The sequence below is a fragment of the Gordonia sp. IEGM753 genome (genome assembly GCF_050321825.1).
GTDB lineage: Bacteria > Pseudomonadota > Gammaproteobacteria > Pseudomonadales > Pseudomonadaceae > Aquipseudomonas.
The window spans coordinates 1-16,148 of the sequence record NZ_JBNQGB010000007.1; the positions used below are offsets into that span (position 1 = coordinate 1).

Annotated in this window: 12 protein-coding genes and 4 tRNA genes; all 16 read left to right on the plus strand. The window is 54.4% G+C overall.

Annotated features, from left to right (window positions below; genetic code table 11):
• The first annotated feature begins 173 nt into the window (after positions 1-173).
• The 16 genes from birA to rpoC all read left to right on the plus strand — a co-directional run bounded on the left by birA (position 174) and on the right by rpoC (position 16,036).
• On the plus strand, positions 174-1,133 hold the full coding sequence (gene birA / locus ACQR3R_RS25570) for a bifunctional biotin--[acetyl-CoA-carboxylase] ligase/biotin operon repressor BirA (protein WP_428276660.1): 960 nt from the start codon (positions 174-176) through the stop codon (positions 1,131-1,133).
• Positions 1,123-1,872 carry a pantothenate kinase gene (locus tag ACQR3R_RS25575; RefSeq protein WP_428276662.1) on the plus strand — a complete coding sequence of 250 codons (750 nt, stop codon included), beginning with the start codon at positions 1,123-1,125 and terminating at the stop codon, positions 1,870-1,872. Before birA ends, ACQR3R_RS25575 begins: the two co-directional genes overlap by 11 nt.
• 7 nt (positions 1,873-1,879) lie before the next feature.
• Entirely contained in the window at positions 1,880-2,302 is a 423-nt protein-coding gene (locus ACQR3R_RS25580; RefSeq protein WP_428276664.1) for a hypothetical protein, read from the plus strand.
• A 142-nt stretch (positions 2,303-2,444) separates the two neighbouring features.
• A tRNA-Tyr gene (locus ACQR3R_RS25585) sits at positions 2,445-2,529 on the plus strand.
• A gap of 24 nt (positions 2,530-2,553) precedes the next feature.
• A tRNA-Gly gene (locus tag ACQR3R_RS25590) sits at positions 2,554-2,627 on the plus strand.
• A gap of 26 nt (positions 2,628-2,653) precedes the next feature.
• Positions 2,654-2,729 (plus strand) — tRNA-Thr (locus tag ACQR3R_RS25595).
• 84 nt (positions 2,730-2,813) lie between these two features.
• Positions 2,814-4,007 (plus strand): elongation factor Tu, encoded by a 1,194-nt coding sequence (tuf, locus tag ACQR3R_RS25600; protein WP_428277223.1) that lies wholly within the window; start codon positions 2,814-2,816, stop codon positions 4,005-4,007.
• 53 nt (positions 4,008-4,060) lie between these two features.
• Positions 4,061-4,136: transfer RNA gene (locus ACQR3R_RS25605), tRNA-Trp, on the plus strand.
• 45 nt (positions 4,137-4,181) lie between these two features.
• Positions 4,182-4,550: a preprotein translocase subunit SecE gene (secE, locus tag ACQR3R_RS25610; RefSeq protein ID WP_008145488.1), complete on the plus strand. Its 369-nt coding sequence runs from the start codon at positions 4,182-4,184 to the stop codon at positions 4,548-4,550.
• A gap of 9 nt (positions 4,551-4,559) precedes the next feature.
• Entirely contained in the window at positions 4,560-5,093 is a 534-nt protein-coding gene (nusG, locus tag ACQR3R_RS25615) for a transcription termination/antitermination protein NusG (protein ID WP_054052239.1), read from the plus strand.
• Positions 5,094-5,209: 116 nt separating this feature from the next.
• Positions 5,210-5,641, plus strand: coding sequence for a 50S ribosomal protein L11 (gene rplK, locus ACQR3R_RS25620; protein ID WP_428276667.1), 432 nt, complete (start codon positions 5,210-5,212; stop codon positions 5,639-5,641).
• On the plus strand, positions 5,641-6,336 hold the full coding sequence (rplA, locus tag ACQR3R_RS25625) for a 50S ribosomal protein L1 (protein ID WP_007896626.1): 696 nt from the start codon (positions 5,641-5,643) through the stop codon (positions 6,334-6,336). Before rplK ends, rplA begins: the two co-directional genes overlap by 1 nt.
• Before the next feature lie 198 nt (positions 6,337-6,534).
• A complete protein-coding gene (rplJ, locus tag ACQR3R_RS25630; protein ID WP_016977599.1) occupies positions 6,535-7,035 on the plus strand; it encodes a 50S ribosomal protein L10 in 501 nt (166 codons plus the stop codon).
• A gap of 78 nt (positions 7,036-7,113) precedes the next feature.
• Positions 7,114-7,479: a 50S ribosomal protein L7/L12 gene (gene rplL / locus ACQR3R_RS25635; protein WP_155585072.1), complete on the plus strand. Its 366-nt coding sequence runs from the start codon at positions 7,114-7,116 to the stop codon at positions 7,477-7,479.
• 219 nt (positions 7,480-7,698) lie between these two features.
• Positions 7,699-11,772: a DNA-directed RNA polymerase subunit beta gene (gene rpoB / locus ACQR3R_RS25640; RefSeq protein WP_428276670.1), complete on the plus strand. Its 4,074-nt coding sequence runs from the start codon at positions 7,699-7,701 to the stop codon at positions 11,770-11,772.
• A gap of 148 nt (positions 11,773-11,920) precedes the next feature.
• Positions 11,921-16,036 (plus strand): DNA-directed RNA polymerase subunit beta', encoded by a 4,116-nt coding sequence (gene rpoC, locus ACQR3R_RS25645; RefSeq protein WP_428277225.1) that lies wholly within the window; start codon positions 11,921-11,923, stop codon positions 16,034-16,036.
• The last annotated feature ends 112 nt before the right edge of the window (positions 16,037-16,148 follow it).

The window sequence follows — 16,148 nt, forward strand, 5'->3', positions numbered from 1 at the left end:
AGTGTGGGGTTTCCCCATGTGAGAGTAGGTCATCGTCAAGATTAAATTCCGAAACCCCAATTGCGAAAGCAGTTGGGGTTTTGTTTTGCCCGCAGGAAATCTACTGTTGCGGTTTCTATGCAACAGCCCGAGGCATGGCTATCATGCGGGCCTCATTGTGAGGCGAGACTTGCATGCTGACGTTGTTAAAGCTTCTTAAGGATGGTCGATTCCATTCGGGCCAAGCCCTGGGCGTCGCGTTGGGCGTGAGCCGTAGTGCTGTGTGGAAACAGCTTCAGCACTTGGAGGCTGAACTTGGTTTGTCGATTCACAAAGTTCGCGGGCGCGGCTACCAGCTTTCGGCGCCGCTAACGCTCATCGATCCGGTGTTGATAGCTGATCGGACATCCTCATGTCATTCCTCCATTCGTGTTTTCGATTCAATTGATTCAACAAACGCCGAAGCGTTGCGTGCTATAGAGCAGGGGCGTTCAGCACCCTTTTTAGTGCTCGCTGAGCGGCAGACAGCGGGGCGCGGCCGTAGGGGGCGCAAATGGATCAGTCCTTTCGCAGAGAACATCTATTTCAGTCTGGTATTGCGCATCGAGGGCGGTATGCGGCAGCTCGAGGGCATGAGCCTCGTCGTCGGCTTGGCTGTGATGCAGACTTTAAAAGAGCAGGGTGTCTTGGGGGCTGGATTGAAATGGCCGAACGACGTGTTGGTTGGGCAAAAAAAGGTAGCAGGAATACTTCTTGAGCTAGTCGGTGATCCTGCCGATGTCTGTCACGTTGTTCTGGGTGTTGGAATAAACGTGAACATGCAGGCGACGGACGAGGTTGACCAGCAGTGGACATCTATGCGGCTTGAGGTTGGCAAGGATTTCGATCGCAATGAGCTGATCGTAGAATTAAGTTTGAAGCTCCGGGCGTATTTAGGTCGACACCAGATTGGAGGGTTTTCGGCTATTCGGACAGAGTGGGAGCAAAATCATCTGTGGCAAGGGCGCGCAGTTTCATTGATTGCAGGTGCTAATCAAATAGATGGCGAGGTCCTGGGTATTGACAGTCAAGGCGCCTTGCGTTTGGAGGTGGGTGGTGTGGAAAAAATATTCAGCGGTGGTGAGCTCAGCCTGAGGTTGCGTGATGATTCTTGAGCTCGACTGCGGTAACAGTTTCATCAAATGGCGGGTGCTCGCTGCGGATGTCAAGCGTGTAGTGGCAGAAGGGGTGGTTGACTCCGATCTTGCATTGCTGGAGAGCTTAAGGGCGCTTAGCGCGACGACCCTTACATTTTGCCGTTTGGTTAGCGTTCGAACAGTGGAAGAAACCGCTACCTTGATTGCTTTGCTTACAGCAGAGTTCGCTGTTGCTGTGGTGTGCGCCGAGCCGGCTCGTGAAATGTCAGGAGTTCGCAACGGCTATACGGATTTCGCGCGTCTGGGGCTTGATCGCTGGCTAGCGATGCTCGGCGGATTTCACTTGTCATCCGGGCCGTGCCTGGTTCTTGATTTTGGTACTGCTGTTACCGCGGACTTCGTCGCTGCGGACGGTGAGCACTTAGGGGGGTTCATATGTCCAGGAATCCCTCTAATGCGTAATCAACTGCGCACCCATACTCGTCGCATTCGATATGGGGATCTGGCTGCTGAGCAGGCGCTCGGCAGCCTTTCTCCGGGGCGCACAACCGTTGAGGCGGTCGAGCGTGGTTGCTCGCTCATGCTTCGAGGTTTTGTACTGACCCAGCTTGAGTTGGCTCGCAGCTATTGGGGGGAGGATTTCGCAGTATTTCTTACCGGTGGAGATGCGTATTTGGTTGCTGAGGTTGTGCCTGGAGCACAATTAGTACCGGACCTGGTGTTTGTAGGGTTGGCAATGGCATGCCCCTTGTCGTGAGGTATTTATGCGTTGGTTGTTTTTGCTGCTGCTTGTTCTGAATGGTTTTTATTACATCTGGCATCAACAAGAGGCGCCACTTCGCGCGAAAGATGTAACGCCTCTGAGTTTGTATAGGGGTTCGCAACAGGATATTCGCTTATTGAGCGAGGCTGTCGATCCTTCAAGCGATAAAGCGAGGCCGCTCACAGTGGACAATAACTGTCTCTATTTAGGTGGCTTTATGCGTCAGGACAGTTTCCAAGCGGCCCAGCGTCGTTTGACGGGTATGGATATAAAATTTCAGTCTTTGCCCACTGGCAATTGGGTGCGCATCGCCCCAGAAAGCCGTCGCTGGCTAGACGATGTGCAGCTGCAAAACCTTTCGAGAGAATTCAATGAGTTAAAACATAAAATAATGCCGTGCGAAGGGGTTGCGCCGGCAGATTAGTTTGAATAGAATGGCGCCCGCTTCGCAGTGAAGCCTTTCAAAAGGCTGCAGTGTGAAGCGTAGTCAACGCAGCTAACCTCAGGTTTTTAATGAGAAAATGCTTGACAGAAGGCTGGCATGATATAGAATGCCGGCTCGCTTAGGAGGGGTTCCCGAGCGGCCAAAGGGATCAGACTGTAAATCTGACGTCTACGACTTCGAAGGTTCGAATCCTTCCCCCTCCACCATTTTTAGCGAGAGCTGCAAGCTCCGCGGGTATAGTTTAGTGGTAGAACCTCAGCCTTCCAAGCTGATGATGCGGGTTCGATTCCCGCTACCCGCTCCAAGTTTGCAGATCCTGCAAAGTGTTTCGCTCTTGTAGCTCAGTTGGTAGAGCACACCCTTGGTAAGGGTGAGGTCAGCGGTTCAAATCCGCTCAAGAGCTCCATATAACAAGGCAGATATGAAAATATCTGCCTTTGTTTTAATGGCTAGTGTTACTTGTTCAATTCTTCTGTTGGGGGTTGTCTCGATGGCTAAGGAAAAGTTCGAACGTAATAAGCCGCACGTCAACGTTGGTACCATTGGTCATGTTGATCATGGGAAAACTACATTGACCGCTGCTCTTACCCGTGTCTGTTCCGAGGTTTTTGGTTCGGCAAAGGTTGACTTCGACAAAATCGATAGCGCCCCAGAAGAAAAAGCTCGTGGTATCACAATCAATACCGCTCATGTTGAATACGACTCTGCAGTGCGTCATTACGCGCACGTTGACTGTCCTGGTCACGCTGATTACGTAAAAAACATGATCACCGGCGCTGCGCAAATGGATGGTGCGATTCTGGTTTGCTCGGCCGCTGATGGTCCGATGCCGCAAACCCGTGAGCATATCCTGCTGTCTCGCCAGGTTGGCGTTCCATACATTGTGGTCTTCCTGAACAAGGCTGACCTGGTAGATGATGCGGAGCTGCTGGAATTGGTCGAGATGGAAGTGCGCGATCTGCTGAGCACTTACGACTTCCCGGGCGACGACACTCCGATCATTATCGGGTCTGCTCGTATGGCTTTGGATGGTCTTGATGACAACGAGATGGGCACCACTGCCGTCAAGAAGTTGGTTGAGACTCTGGATAGTTATATTCCGCAGCCTGAGCGCGCTATTGATAAGCCGTTCCTGATGCCGATCGAAGATGTGTTCTCGATCTCTGGTCGGGGTACTGTTGTAACTGGTCGTGTTGAGCGTGGCATCGTCCGCATTCAGGAAGAAGTTGAGATTGTTGGTCTTCGTGACACTGTCAAAACTACTTGCACTGGTGTCGAGATGTTCCGCAAGCTGCTTGATGAAGGTCGAGCTGGTGAGAACTGCGGTGTTTTGCTTCGTGGTACAAAGCGTGATGATGTTGAGCGAGGCCAGGTTTTGGTTAAGCCGGGCACTGTCAAGCCGCACACGAAGTTTACCGCTGAGGTTTACGTTCTGAGCAAGGAAGAGGGTGGTCGTCATACGCCATTCTTCAAGGGTTACCGTCCGCAGTTCTACTTCCGTACGACTGACGTTACGGGTAACTGCGAGCTGCCGGAAGGTGTTGAAATGGTGATGCCAGGTGACAACGTCCAGATGACCGTCACTCTGATCAAAACCATCGCGATGGAAGATGGGCTTCGTTTTGCTATCCGTGAAGGCGGTCGTACCGTCGGTGCTGGTGTTGTAGCGAAGGTTATCGAGTAAATTGTTGTAATGTCTTTTTCGGGCCGGCATAATGGTCGGCCTGATTTTGTTTTAGGTCAGTAGCTCAATTGGCAGAGCGACGGTCTCCAAAACCGTAGGTTGGGGGTTCGATTCCCTCCTGACCTGCCAGATTCACTTGGTGTGTCTGGCTTTCTTTTCACAGGATCTTCATAGATGACTCCTAAAGCTGAAGCTCAAGGCTCTCGCTTCGATCTACTCAAGTGGCTGGTTGTAGTCGCTTTGGTGGTTGTTGGCGTTGTTGGCAATCAGTATTACTCTGCTTCGCCGATCCTGTACCGTGTACTTGCTTTGCTTGCCATTGCTGCTGTAGCTGCCTTTGTAGGCCTGCAGACAGTCAAGGGCAAGTCTTTCTTTGTACTGGTTAAGGAAGCTCGCACCGAGATTCGTAAAGTCGTATGGCCAACTCGCCAAGAAACCACGCAGACCACTTTGATTGTTGTGGCTGTTGTTTTGGTTATGGCGTTGCTGTTGTGGGGGCTTGATTCCCTGCTCGGTTGGCTTGTTTCCTTGATTGTCGGCTAAGGGTGTCCCGTGGCTAAGCGTTGGTACGTTGTGCATGCTTACTCCGGTTACGAGAAGCATGTGATGCGCTCGCTGTTAGAGCGTGTAAAGCTGGCTGGCATGGAAGATGGCTTTGGCGAAATTCTGGTTCCCACTGAAGAAGTGGTTGAAATGCGTAATGGCCAGAAACGCAAAAGCGAGCGCAAATTCTTCCCAGGTTATGTGCTGGTCCAGATGGACATGAATGAGGGTACTTGGCACTTGGTCAAGGATACTCCTCGGGTGATGGGCTTTATCGGCGGTACCGCTGACAAGCCTGCGCCAATCACAGATAAAGAGGCAGAAGCGATTCTGCGTCGTGTTGCTGATGGCAGCGACAAGCCTAAGCCGAAGACTCTTTTCGAGCCGGGTGAGTCGGTGCGAGTCAATGACGGGCCGTTTGCTGATTTTACTGGCACGGTTGAAGAAGTTAACTACGAAAAGAGCCGCATCCAGGTGGCAGTGCTCATTTTCGGTCGCTCTACTCCGGTAGAGCTCGAGTTTAGCCAGGTCGAAAAGGTCTAGCCGAACAAGCATCCCAACCCCGCAGCCTAGGCTGTGGGGTTTTGTCGTCACTGGGATAAACGCGCAAGTAACCGGGGAGCCTTTCGAGGCGTTCGAACCCGTAATTGGAGTGCCTCATGGCCAAGAAGATTACCGCTTACATCAAGCTGCAAGTGAAGGCCGCTCAGGCTAACCCAAGCCCACCTGTTGGTCCTGCTCTGGGTCAGCACGGCGTGAACATCATGGAATTCTGCAAGGCTTTCAACGCCCGTACTCAGGGTCTTGAAGCAGGTCTGCCGACTCCAGTGATCATCACTGTCTATAGCGACCGTAGCTTCACTTTCGAAACCAAGTCCACGCCTGCTTCGGTTCTGCTGAAGAAAGCGGCTGGTCTGGCTAGCGGTTCCGCTCGTCCGAACACCGTTAAGGTTGGCACCGTTACCCGTGCTCAGCTGGAAGAAATCGCGAAAACCAAAAACGCGGATCTGACTGCAGCTGATATGGAAGCAGCCGTGCGTACTATCGCCGGTTCTGCTCGTAGCATGGGCCTTAACGTGGAGGGTGTGTAATGGCTAAGTTGACCAAGCGTCAAAAGGCTATCGCCGGCAAAATCGAAGCAGGCAAGTCCTACAACTTTGTAGACGCTGCTGCTCTGCTGGCCGAGCTGTCGACTGTCAAGTTCAGCGAGTCGTTTGACGTTGCTGTAAACCTGGGTGTTGACCCGCGTAAATCTGACCAGGTTGTTCGTAGCGCTACTGTGCTGCCACACGGCACTGGCAAAACCGTTCGCGTAGCTGTGTTCACCCAAGGTCCTGCTGCTGAGGCTGCTTTGGCTGCCGGCGCTGACCGTGTAGGTATGGACGATCTGGCTGCCGAAATGAAAGGCGGCGACCTGAACTATGACGTAGTTATCGCATCCCCGGATGCAATGCGCGTTGTGGGTCAGCTGGGTCAGATCCTTGGTCCACGTGGTCTGATGCCTAACCCTAAAGTCGGCACCGTAACCCCAGACGTAGCTACCGCGGTTAAGAACGCCAAGGCTGGTCAGGTTCGTTATCGCACCGACAAAAACGGCATTATCCACACTTCCGTTGGCAAAGTCGGTTTCGACGCTGTCAAGCTGAAGGAAAACGTTGAAGCCCTGATCGCTGATTTGAAGCGTATCAAGCCAGCTTCTTCGAAAGGTATTTACGTCAAGCGCGTTACCCTGAGCACTACTATGGGCCCAGGTCTGGTCATCGACCAAGGCTCGCTCGACGCGTAAGACACAGGTTGGCGCAATTCGTTGCGTCGATTGAAAGATTGGGGTCCCTGCCTGGCGGGGGCTATCCAAGACCGTAGGCGACGTAAGTCTTAAACCTCAAGCCTACGCAGATGGTGCTCCCGGTTCCTTACCGAATCAGACACCAAAACGACATCCGGCCTCGGTTGGATGAAACGGTAACAAGCAGGAGTTAAACCCGTGGCAATTAATCTCGAAGACAAGAAGGCCATCGTCGCTGAAGTCAACGAGGCTGCCAAAGCTGCTCTGTCCGCTGTCGTGGCTGATGCCCGTGGTGTGACAGTAGGCGCTATGACCGGACTCCGTAAAGAGGCTCGTGAAGCTGGCGTATACGTACGTGTAGTACGTAATACCTTGCTCAAGCGCGCTGTTGCTGACACTGAATACAGTGTTCTCAACGACGTGTTCACCGGCCCGACCCTGATTGCGTTCTCCACTGATCATCCAGGCGCTGCTGCCCGTTTGTTCAAGGAATTCGCAAAGGGTCAGGACAAGTTCGAGATCAAGGCAGCTGCGTTCGAGGGCAAGTTCCTCGCAGCTAACCAAATCGACGTACTGGCAACACTGCCGACCCGTAACGAAGCTATTTCTCAGCTGATGAGCGTGATTCAAGGCGCTACCAGCAAGTTGGCTCGTACTCTGGCCGCAGTTCGCGAGCAAAAAGAAGCTGCCGCAGCCTAAGGCTGAGCATTTTCTCTCGCGTATTTTTGTTTATTTAGATGGCCGCGTAGGCCGTCCCCCAATTCAGGAATTACAGCAATGTCTATCTCCCAAGACGATATCCTCAACGCCGTAGCTGAAATGTCGGTTCTGCAGGTTGTTGAGCTGATCAAAGCTTTCGAAGAAAAATTCGGTGTTTCCGCTGCTGCTGCTTCTGCCGGCCCAGCCGCTGTTGCTGCTGTTGCTGAAGAGCAAACCGAATTCAACGTCATGCTGCTGGAAGCTGGCGAGAAGAAAGTAAACGTGATTAAAGCAGTACGTGAACTGACCGGTCTGGGCTTGAAAGAAGCCAAGGCAGTAGTTGACGGCGCTCCTGCCCAGGTTCTGGAAGCAGTGTCGAAAGACGCAGCTGACAAAGCTAAAGCAGTATTGGAAGAAGCAGGCGCTAAAGTCGAGCTGAAGTAAGCATCGACTTTGCACCTCCAGCCCAAGCGTTAAGCGAAGGCTGATGGCTGGTGGCTCTTGCCACCGGCCTTTTTCCGTTATTGGCAGCCGACTGGGTCGGTGCTGATGACGAGCTGTAACCACCCGATGCGGTGGCGCAAACCATGGGGTTTGCACGATTTTCTGGCTGCTCCCGTCGGGAGGGGCCAAACAAGCAGGTGACCAAGCTGGGGAACGCTGATGGCTTACTCATATACTGAGAAAAAACGTATCCGCAAGGACTTTAGCAAGTTGCCGGACGTCATGGATGTGCCGTACCTCCTGGCCATCCAGCTGGATTCGTATCGTGAATTCTTGCAAGCGGGAGCGACTAAAGATCAGTTCCGCGACGTGGGCCTGCATGCGGCCTTCAAATCCGTTTTCCCGATCATCAGCTACTCCGGCAATGCTGCGCTGGAGTACGTCGGTTATCGCTTGGGCGAGCCGGCATTTGATGTCAAAGAATGCGTATTGCGCGGTGTAACTTACGCCGTACCTTTGCGGGTAAAAGTGCGCCTGATCATTTTCGACAAAGAATCGTCGAACAAAGCGATCAAGGACATCAAAGAGCAAGAAGTCTACATGGGTGAAATCCCCCTGATGACTGAGAACGGTACCTTCGTAATCAACGGTACCGAGCGTGTAATCGTTTCCCAGCTGCACCGTTCCCCGGGCGTGTTCTTCGACCACGACCGTGGCAAGACGCACAGCTCCGGTAAACTGCTGTATTCCGCGCGCATCATCCCTTACCGCGGTTCGTGGTTGGACTTCGAGTTCGACCCGAAAGATTGCGTGTTTGTGCGTATCGACCGTCGTCGCAAGCTGCCTGCATCGGTATTGCTGCGCGCGCTCGGCTATACCACTGAAGAAGTGTTGGACGCGTTCTACACCACCAACGTCTTTCACCTGAGCGGCGAAACCCTCAGTCTGGAACTGATTGCTTCGCGTCTGCGTGGTGAAATCGCTGTTCTTGACATTCAAGACGAGAAGGGCAAGGTCATCGTTGAGGCTGGTCGCCGTATTACTGCGCGCCACATCAACCAGATCGAAAAAGCAGGTCTCAAGACTCTGGAAGTGCCTCTGGACTACGTCTTGGGTCGCACTACCGCCAAGGCCATCGTGCATCCGGCAACCGGCGAGATCCTGGCAGAGTGCAACACCGAGCTGAACACCGAGATCTTGGCGAAAATCGCTAAGGCCCAGGTTGTTCGCATCGAAACTCTGTACACCAACGATATCGACTGCGGTCCGTTCGTCTCCGACACTTTGAAGATCGACTCCACCAGCAACCAATTGGAAGCGCTGGTCGAGATCTATCGCATGATGCGTCCAGGCGAGCCGCCAACCAAGGATGCTGCCGAGACCCTGTTCAACAACCTGTTCTTCAGCCCTGAGCGCTATGACCTGTCTGCGGTCGGCCGGATGAAGTTCAACCGTCGGATCGGTCGTACCGAGATCGAAGGTTCGGGCGTGTTGTGCAAAGAAGACATCGTTGCGGTTCTGAAGACCCTGGTCGACATCCGTAACGGTAAGGGCATCGTCGATGACATCGACCACCTGGGTAACCGTCGTGTTCGCTGCGTAGGCGAAATGGCCGAGAACCAGTTCCGCGTTGGCCTGGTACGTGTTGAGCGTGCGGTCAAAGAGCGTCTGTCGATGGCTGAAAGCGAAGGCCTGATGCCGCAAGACCTGATCAACGCCAAGCCAGTGGCTGCGGCGGTGAAAGAGTTCTTCGGTTCCAGCCAGCTTTCCCAGTTCATGGACCAGAACAACCCGCTGTCCGAGATCACCCACAAGCGTCGTGTTTCCGCACTCGGCCCTGGCGGTTTGACTCGTGAGCGTGCTGGCTTTGAAGTGCGTGACGTACACCCGACTCACTACGGTCGTGTATGCCCGATTGAAACGCCGGAAGGTCCGAACATCGGTCTGATCAACTCCTTGGCGGCCTATGCGCGCACCAACCAGTACGGCTTCCTTGAGAGCCCGTACCGTGTGGTGAAAGACGCTCTGGTCACCGACGAAATCGTTTTCCTGTCCGCCATCGAAGAAGCTGATCACGTGATCGCTCAGGCTTCGGCCACGATGAACGACAAGAAAATGCTGATCGACGAGCTGGTGGCTGTTCGTCACTTGAACGAGTTCACTGTCAAGGCGCCGGAAGACGTCACCCTGATGGACGTATCGCCGAAGCAGGTAGTGTCGGTTGCAGCGTCGCTGATCCCGTTCCTCGAGCACGATGACGCCAACCGTGCTTTGATGGGTTCGAACATGCAGCGTCAAGCTGTACCAACCCTGCGCGCTGACAAGCCGCTGGTGGGTACCGGCATGGAGCGTAACGTAGCTCGTGACTCCGGCGTTTGCGTCGTGGCTCGTCGTGGCGGCGTGATCGATTCCGTTGATGCCAGTCGTATTGTGGTGCGTGTTGCTGATGACGAAGTTGAAACCGGTGAAGCTGGTGTCGACATCTACAACCTGACCAAATACACCCGCTCCAACCAGAACACCTGCATCAACCAGCGTCCGCTGGTTCGTAAAGGTGATCGGGTTCAGCGCAGCGACATCATGGCTGACGGTCCGTCCACCGATATGGGTGAGCTGGCACTGGGTCAGAACATGCGCATCGCGTTCATGGCCTGGAACGGTTACAACTTCGAAGACTCCATCTGCCTGTCGGAACGAGTTGTTCAAGAAGATCGCTTCACCACGATCCACATTCAGGAACTGACCTGTGTGGCGCGTGACACCAAGCTTGGGCCAGAGGAAATCACTGCGGACATCCCGAACGTGGGTGAAGCTGCGCTGAACAAGCTGGACGAAGCCGGTATCGTTTACGTAGGTGCTGAAGTTGGCGCAGGCGACATTCTGGTAGGTAAGGTCACTCCGAAAGGCGAGACCCAGCTGACGCCGGAAGAGAAGCTTCTGCGTGCCATCTTCGGTGAAAAAGCCAGCGACGTTAAAGACACTTCCTTGCGTGTACCTACCGGTACCAAGGGCACTGTCATCGACGTACAGGTCTTCACCCGTGACGGCGTTGAGCGTGATGCTCGTGCACTGTCTATCGAGAAGACTCAGCTCGACGAGATCCGCAAGGATCTGAACGAAGAGTTCCGTATCGTTGAAGGTGCAACTTTCGAACGTCTGCGCTCCGCTTTGGTCGGCCATAAAGCCGAAGGCGGTGCTGGTCTGAAGAAAGGTCAGGACATCACCGACGAAGTTCTCGACACACTTGAGCATGGCCAGTGGTTCAAGCTACGCATGGCTGAAGATGCTCTGAACGAGCAGCTCGAGAAGGCGCAAGCCTACATCGTTGATCGTCGCCGTCTGCTGGACGACAAGTTCGAAGACAAGAAGCGCAAACTGCAGCAGGGCGATGACCTGGCTCCAGGCGTGCTGAAAATCGTCAAGGTTTACCTGGCAATCCGTCGCCGCATCCAGCCGGGCGACAAGATGGCCGGTCGTCACGGTAACAAAGGTGTGGTCTCCGTGATCATGCCGGTTGAAGACATGCCGCACGATGCCAATGGCACCCCGGTCGACGTCGTTCTCAACCCGTTGGGCGTACCATCGCGTATGAACGTTGGTCAGATCCTTGAAACCCACCTCGGCCTCGCGGCCAAAGGTCTGGGCGAGAAGATCAACCGGATGATCGAAGAACAGCGCAAAGTAGCTGAACTTCGTAAATTCCTCGACGAGATCTACAACCAGATCGGCGGTCGTAACGAAGACCTGGATAGCTTCTCCGACCAGGAAATCCTGGATCTGGCGAAGAACCTGCGTGGCGGCGTTCCAATGGCCACTCCAGTGTTCGATGGCGCGAAGGAAAGCGAAATCAAGGCCATGCTAAAACTGGCAGACTTGCCAGAAAGCGGCCAGATGCAGCTGACTGACGGCCGTACCGGCAATAAGTTCGAGCGCCCGGTTACTGTTGGCTACATGTACATGCTGAAGCTGAACCACTTGGTAGACGACAAGATGCACGCTCGTTCTACCGGTTCGTACAGCCTGGTTACCCAGCAGCCGCTGGGTGGTAAGGCACAGTTCGGTGGTCAGCGTTTCGGGGAGATGGAGGTCTGGGCACTGGAAGCATACGGTGCTGCTTACACTCTGCAAGAAATGCTCACAGTGAAGTCGGACGATGTGAACGGCCGTACCAAGATGTACAAGAACATCGTGGATGGCGATCACCGTATGGAGCCGGGCATGCCCGAGTCTTTCAACGTGTTGATCAAGGAAATTCGTTCCCTCGGCATCGATATCGATCTGGAAACCGAATAACACGTGACGCGAATCGAGAGCGGGGCTGTTTAGCCCGCTCTCTGCTCCGCCAGGAGGAAAGGCCTTGAAAGACCTACTGAATTTGCTGAAAAACCAGGGTCAAGTCGAAGAGTTCGACGCCATCCGTATTGGATTGGCATCGCCTGAGATGATCCGTTCGTGGTCGTTCGGTGAAGTTAAAAAGCCGGAAACCATCAACTACCGTACGTTCAAACCTGAGCGTGACGGCCTGTTCTGCGCCAAGATCTTTGGCCCGGTAAAGGATTACGAGTGCCTGTGCGGTAAGTACAAGCGCTTGAAACACCGTGGTGTGATTTGCGAGAAGTGCGGCGTTGAAGTCGCGCTGGCAAAAGTCCGTCGTGAGCGCATGGCGCACATCGAACTGGCTTCGCCGGTTGCCCACATCTGGTTCCTGAAATCGCTGCCGTCGCGTATCGGTTTGCTGATGGACATGACCCTGCGTGATATCGAACGCGTTCTCTACTTCGAGAGCTATGTCGTTATCGATCCAGGCATGACCACCCTTGAAAAAGGTCAACTGCTGAACGACGAGCAGTACTTCGAAGCGCTGGAAGAGTTCGGCGACGATTTCGATGCCCGCATGGGTGCCGAAGCTGTCCGTGAACTGCTGCACGCTATCGACCTGGAACACGAGATTGGTCGTCTGCGTGAAGAGATTCCGCAAACCAACTCCGAAACCAAAATCAAGAAGCTGTCCAAGCGTCTGAAGTTGATGGAAGCCTTCCAGGGTTCCGGCAACCTTCCGGAGTGGATGGTTCTGACCGTTCTGCCGGTTCTGCCGCCAGATCTGCGTCCATTGGTCCCGCTGGATGGCGGTCGCTTCGCGACTTCCGACCTCAACGATCTGTATCGTCGAGTGATCAACCGTAACAACCGCTTGAAGCGCCTGCTCGATCTGTCCGCTCCGGACATTATCGTGCGCAATGAAAAGCGTATGTTGCAGGAAGCCGTCGATGCTCTGCTCGACAACGGTCGTCGTGGTCGCGCAATCACCGGCTCCAACAAGCGTCCTCTGAAATCCTTGGCTGACATGATCAAGGGTAAGCAAGGTCGTTTCCGTCAGAACTTGCTTGGTAAGCGTGTTGACTACTCGGGTCGTTCGGTAATTACCGTAGGCCCGACCTTGCGTCTGCACCAGTGCGGTCTGCCGAAGAAAATGGCTCTCGAGCTGTTCAAGCCGTTCATTTTCGGCAAGCTGGAAATGCGTGGTCTCGCTACCACCATTAAAGCTGCCAAGAAAATGGTCGAGCGCGAACTGCCAGAGGTTTGGGACGTTCTCGCTGAAGTGATCCGTGAACACCCGGTTCTCCTCAACCGTGCACCGACCCTTCACCGTCTGGGTATCCAGGCGTTTGAACCGGTACTGATTGAAGGTAAGGCTATTCAGCTGCACCCTCTGGTCTGTGCTGCGTACAACGCCGACTTCGACGGCGACCAAATGGCCGTGCACGTACCGCTGACACTGGAAGCCCAGTTGGAAGCGCGTGCGTTGATGATGTCGACCAACAACATTCTGTCGCCAGCCAACGGTGAGCCAATCATCGTTCCGTCGCAGGACGTTGTATTGGGTCTTTACTACATGACGCGTGAAGCGATCAACGCCAAAGGCGAAGGTCGCGTGTTCGCGGATCTGCAGGAAGTTGACCGTGTGTTCCGTGCCGGCGAAGCCGCACTGCACGCTAAAGTCAAAGTTCGGATCCACGAAACCGTCAACGATCGTGATGGTGGCAGCGTCAAGAACACCCGTATTGTCGACACCACTGTCGGCCGTGCGCTGTTGTTCCAGGTTGTTCCACCTGGTCTGTCGTACGACGTCGTCAACCAGCCGATGAAGAAAAAAGCGATCTCCAAGCTGATCAACCAGTGCTACCGCGTGGTTGGTTTGAAAGAGACCGTGATCTTCGCTGACCAGTTGATGTACACCGGTTTTGCCTATTCGACCATTTCCGGCGTTTCCATCGGCGTTAACGACTTCGTTATCCCGGATGAAAAAGCCCGCATCATCAGTGCTGCCACTGATGAAGTGAAAGAGATCGAAAGTCAGTACGCCTCCGGCCTGGTAACTCAGGGCGAGAAGTACAACAAAGTAATCGACCTTTGGTCCAAGGCGAACGACGAAGTTTCCAAGGCGATGATGGCCAACCTCTCGAAAGAGAAAGTCATCGACCGCCATGGCGTCGAAGTCGACCAAGAGTCGTTCAACTCGATGTATATGATGGCTGACTCGGGCGCACGGGGTTCTGCTGCGCAGATCCGTCAGCTCGCCGGTATGCGCGGCCTGATGGCCAAGCCGGACGGTTCCATCATCGAAACGCCGATTACTGCGAACTTCCGTGAAGGTTTGAGCGTACTTCAGTACTTCATCTCGACTCACGGTGCTCGTAAAGGCTTGGCGGATACCGCGTTGAAAACTGCGAACTCCGGTTACCTGACTCGTCGTCTGGTAGACGTGGCACAGGATCTGGTTGTGACCGAGATCGATTGCGGCACCGAGCACGGCCTGGTAATGACTCCGCACATTGAAGGCGGTGACGTTGTTGAGCCGTTGGGTGAGCGCGTATTGGGTCGAGTTATCGCCCGTGACGTGTTCAAGCCAGGTACCGAAGAAATCATCGTTCCTGCCGGCACACTGGTAGACGAGAAGTGGGTCGAGTTCATCGAGCTGAACAGCATCGACGAAGTGATCGTGCGTTCGCCGATCAGCTGCGAAACCCGCTACGGCATTTGCGCCAAGTGCTATGGCCGTGACTTGGCTCGTGGTCACCAGGTGAACATCGGTGAAGCGGTCGGCGTTATCGCTGCCCAGTCCATCGGTGAGCCGGGTACCCAGCTGACCATGCGTACATTCCACATCGGTGGTGCGGCAAGCCGGACCTCCGCAGCTGACAGCGTTCAGGTGAAGAATGGCGGTACTGTCCGTCTGCATAACCTGAAGCACGTTGAGCGAGTGGATGGCTGCCTGGTTGCGGTGTCCCGTTCCGGTGAGTTGGCAATCGCTGATGACTTCGGTCGTGAGCGCGAGCGTTACAAGCTGCCGTACGGTGCTGTAATTTCGGTTAAAGAAGGTGACAAGGTCGACGCTGGCGCAATCGTGGCCAAGTGGGATCCGCACACTCACCCAATCGTTACCGAAATGAAAGGTACCGTGACCTACGTGGGCATGGAAGAAGGCATCACGATCAAGCGTCAGACTGACGAATTGACCGGTATGACCAACATTGAAGTACTCGACGCCAAAGACCGTCCAGCTGCCGGTAAAGATATCCGTCCTGCTGTGAAGATGGTTGATGACAACGGCAAGGATCTGTTGCTGCCAGGCACTGACGTTATCGCTCAGTACTTCCTGCCAGCCAACGCCCTCGTCGGTGTTGCGGATGGTGCGAAGATCGCGATCGGTGATGTTATCGCTCGTATCCCGCAAGAGACTTCGAAGACCCGTGACATCACTGGTGGTCTGCCGCGCGTTGCCGACTTGTTCGAAGCGCGTCGTCCGAAAGAAGCCTCGATTCTGGCTGAAGTCAGCGGCACCATCGCGTTCGGTAAAGAGACCAAAGGCAAGCGCCGTCTGGTTATCACCCCGAACGACGGTACCGATCCGTACGAAGAGCTGATTCCGAAGTGGCGTCACCTGAACGTCTTCGAAGGCGAACAGGTAAACCGCGGTGAAGTTATCTCCGACGGTCCGAGCGATCCACACGACATCCTGCGTCTGCTGGGTGTGAGTGCGCTGGCCAAGTACATCGTGAACGAGATCCAAGACGTTTATCGTCTGCAAGGCGTGAAGATCAACGATAAGCACATCGAGACCATCCTGCGTCAGATGCTGCGTAAAGTTGAAATCGCTGAGTCCGGCGACTCGACGTTCATCAAGGGCGACCAGATGGAGTTGACTCACGTTCTGGTAGAGAACGAGCGTTTGGCTGGCGACGAGAAATTCGTTTCCAAGTTCACTCGCGTGCTGCTGGGTATCACCAAGGCGTCGTTGTCCACCGAATCGTTTATCTCGGCGGCTTCCTTCCAGGAAACCACGCGAGTACTGACCGAGGCGGCGGTAACCGGCAAGCGCGATTACCTGCGCGGCCTGAAAGAAAACGTAGTCGTGGGTCGTTTGATCCCGGCGGGTACCGGTCTGGCTTATCACAGCGAGCGTAAGCGTCGCCGTGAAGCTGATAAACCGTTGCGCGTAAGCGCCAGTGAAGTGGAAGCTGCACTGACCGAAGCGTTGAACTCAAGCGGTAACTGAGTTCTTCAGTAAAAAAGAGTGAGGCCCCGGCTGCTCCGCTCATCGAATCGAGACAATTTGTCGAGGTTGGATGGAGGGAGAGGTCGGGGCCTTGCCTTGACTGGGGGCAAGA

What these genes read in the sequence shown, in the direction of transcription:
- birA (WP_428276660.1), top strand. Translation starts at nt 174, where the DNA reads ATGCTGACGTTGTTAAAGCTTCTTAAGGATGGTCGATTCCATTCGGGC.
- ACQR3R_RS25575 (WP_428276662.1), top strand. Translation starts at nt 1,123, where the DNA reads ATGATTCTTGAGCTCGACTGCGGTAACAGTTTCATCAAATGGCGGGTG.
- ACQR3R_RS25580 (WP_428276664.1), top strand. Translation starts at nt 1,880, where the DNA reads ATGCGTTGGTTGTTTTTGCTGCTGCTTGTTCTGAATGGTTTTTATTAC.
- tuf (WP_428277223.1), top strand. Translation starts at nt 2,814, where the DNA reads ATGGCTAAGGAAAAGTTCGAACGTAATAAGCCGCACGTCAACGTTGGT.
- secE (WP_008145488.1), top strand. Translation starts at nt 4,182, where the DNA reads ATGACTCCTAAAGCTGAAGCTCAAGGCTCTCGCTTCGATCTACTCAAG.
- rplK (WP_428276667.1), top strand. Translation starts at nt 5,210, where the DNA reads ATGGCCAAGAAGATTACCGCTTACATCAAGCTGCAAGTGAAGGCCGCT.
- rplA (WP_007896626.1), top strand. Translation starts at nt 5,641, where the DNA reads ATGGCTAAGTTGACCAAGCGTCAAAAGGCTATCGCCGGCAAAATCGAA.
- rplL (WP_155585072.1), top strand. Translation starts at nt 7,114, where the DNA reads ATGTCTATCTCCCAAGACGATATCCTCAACGCCGTAGCTGAAATGTCG.
- rpoB (WP_428276670.1), top strand. Translation starts at nt 7,699, where the DNA reads ATGGCTTACTCATATACTGAGAAAAAACGTATCCGCAAGGACTTTAGC.
- rpoC (WP_428277225.1), top strand. Translation starts at nt 11,921, where the DNA reads ATGATCCGTTCGTGGTCGTTCGGTGAAGTTAAAAAGCCGGAAACCATC.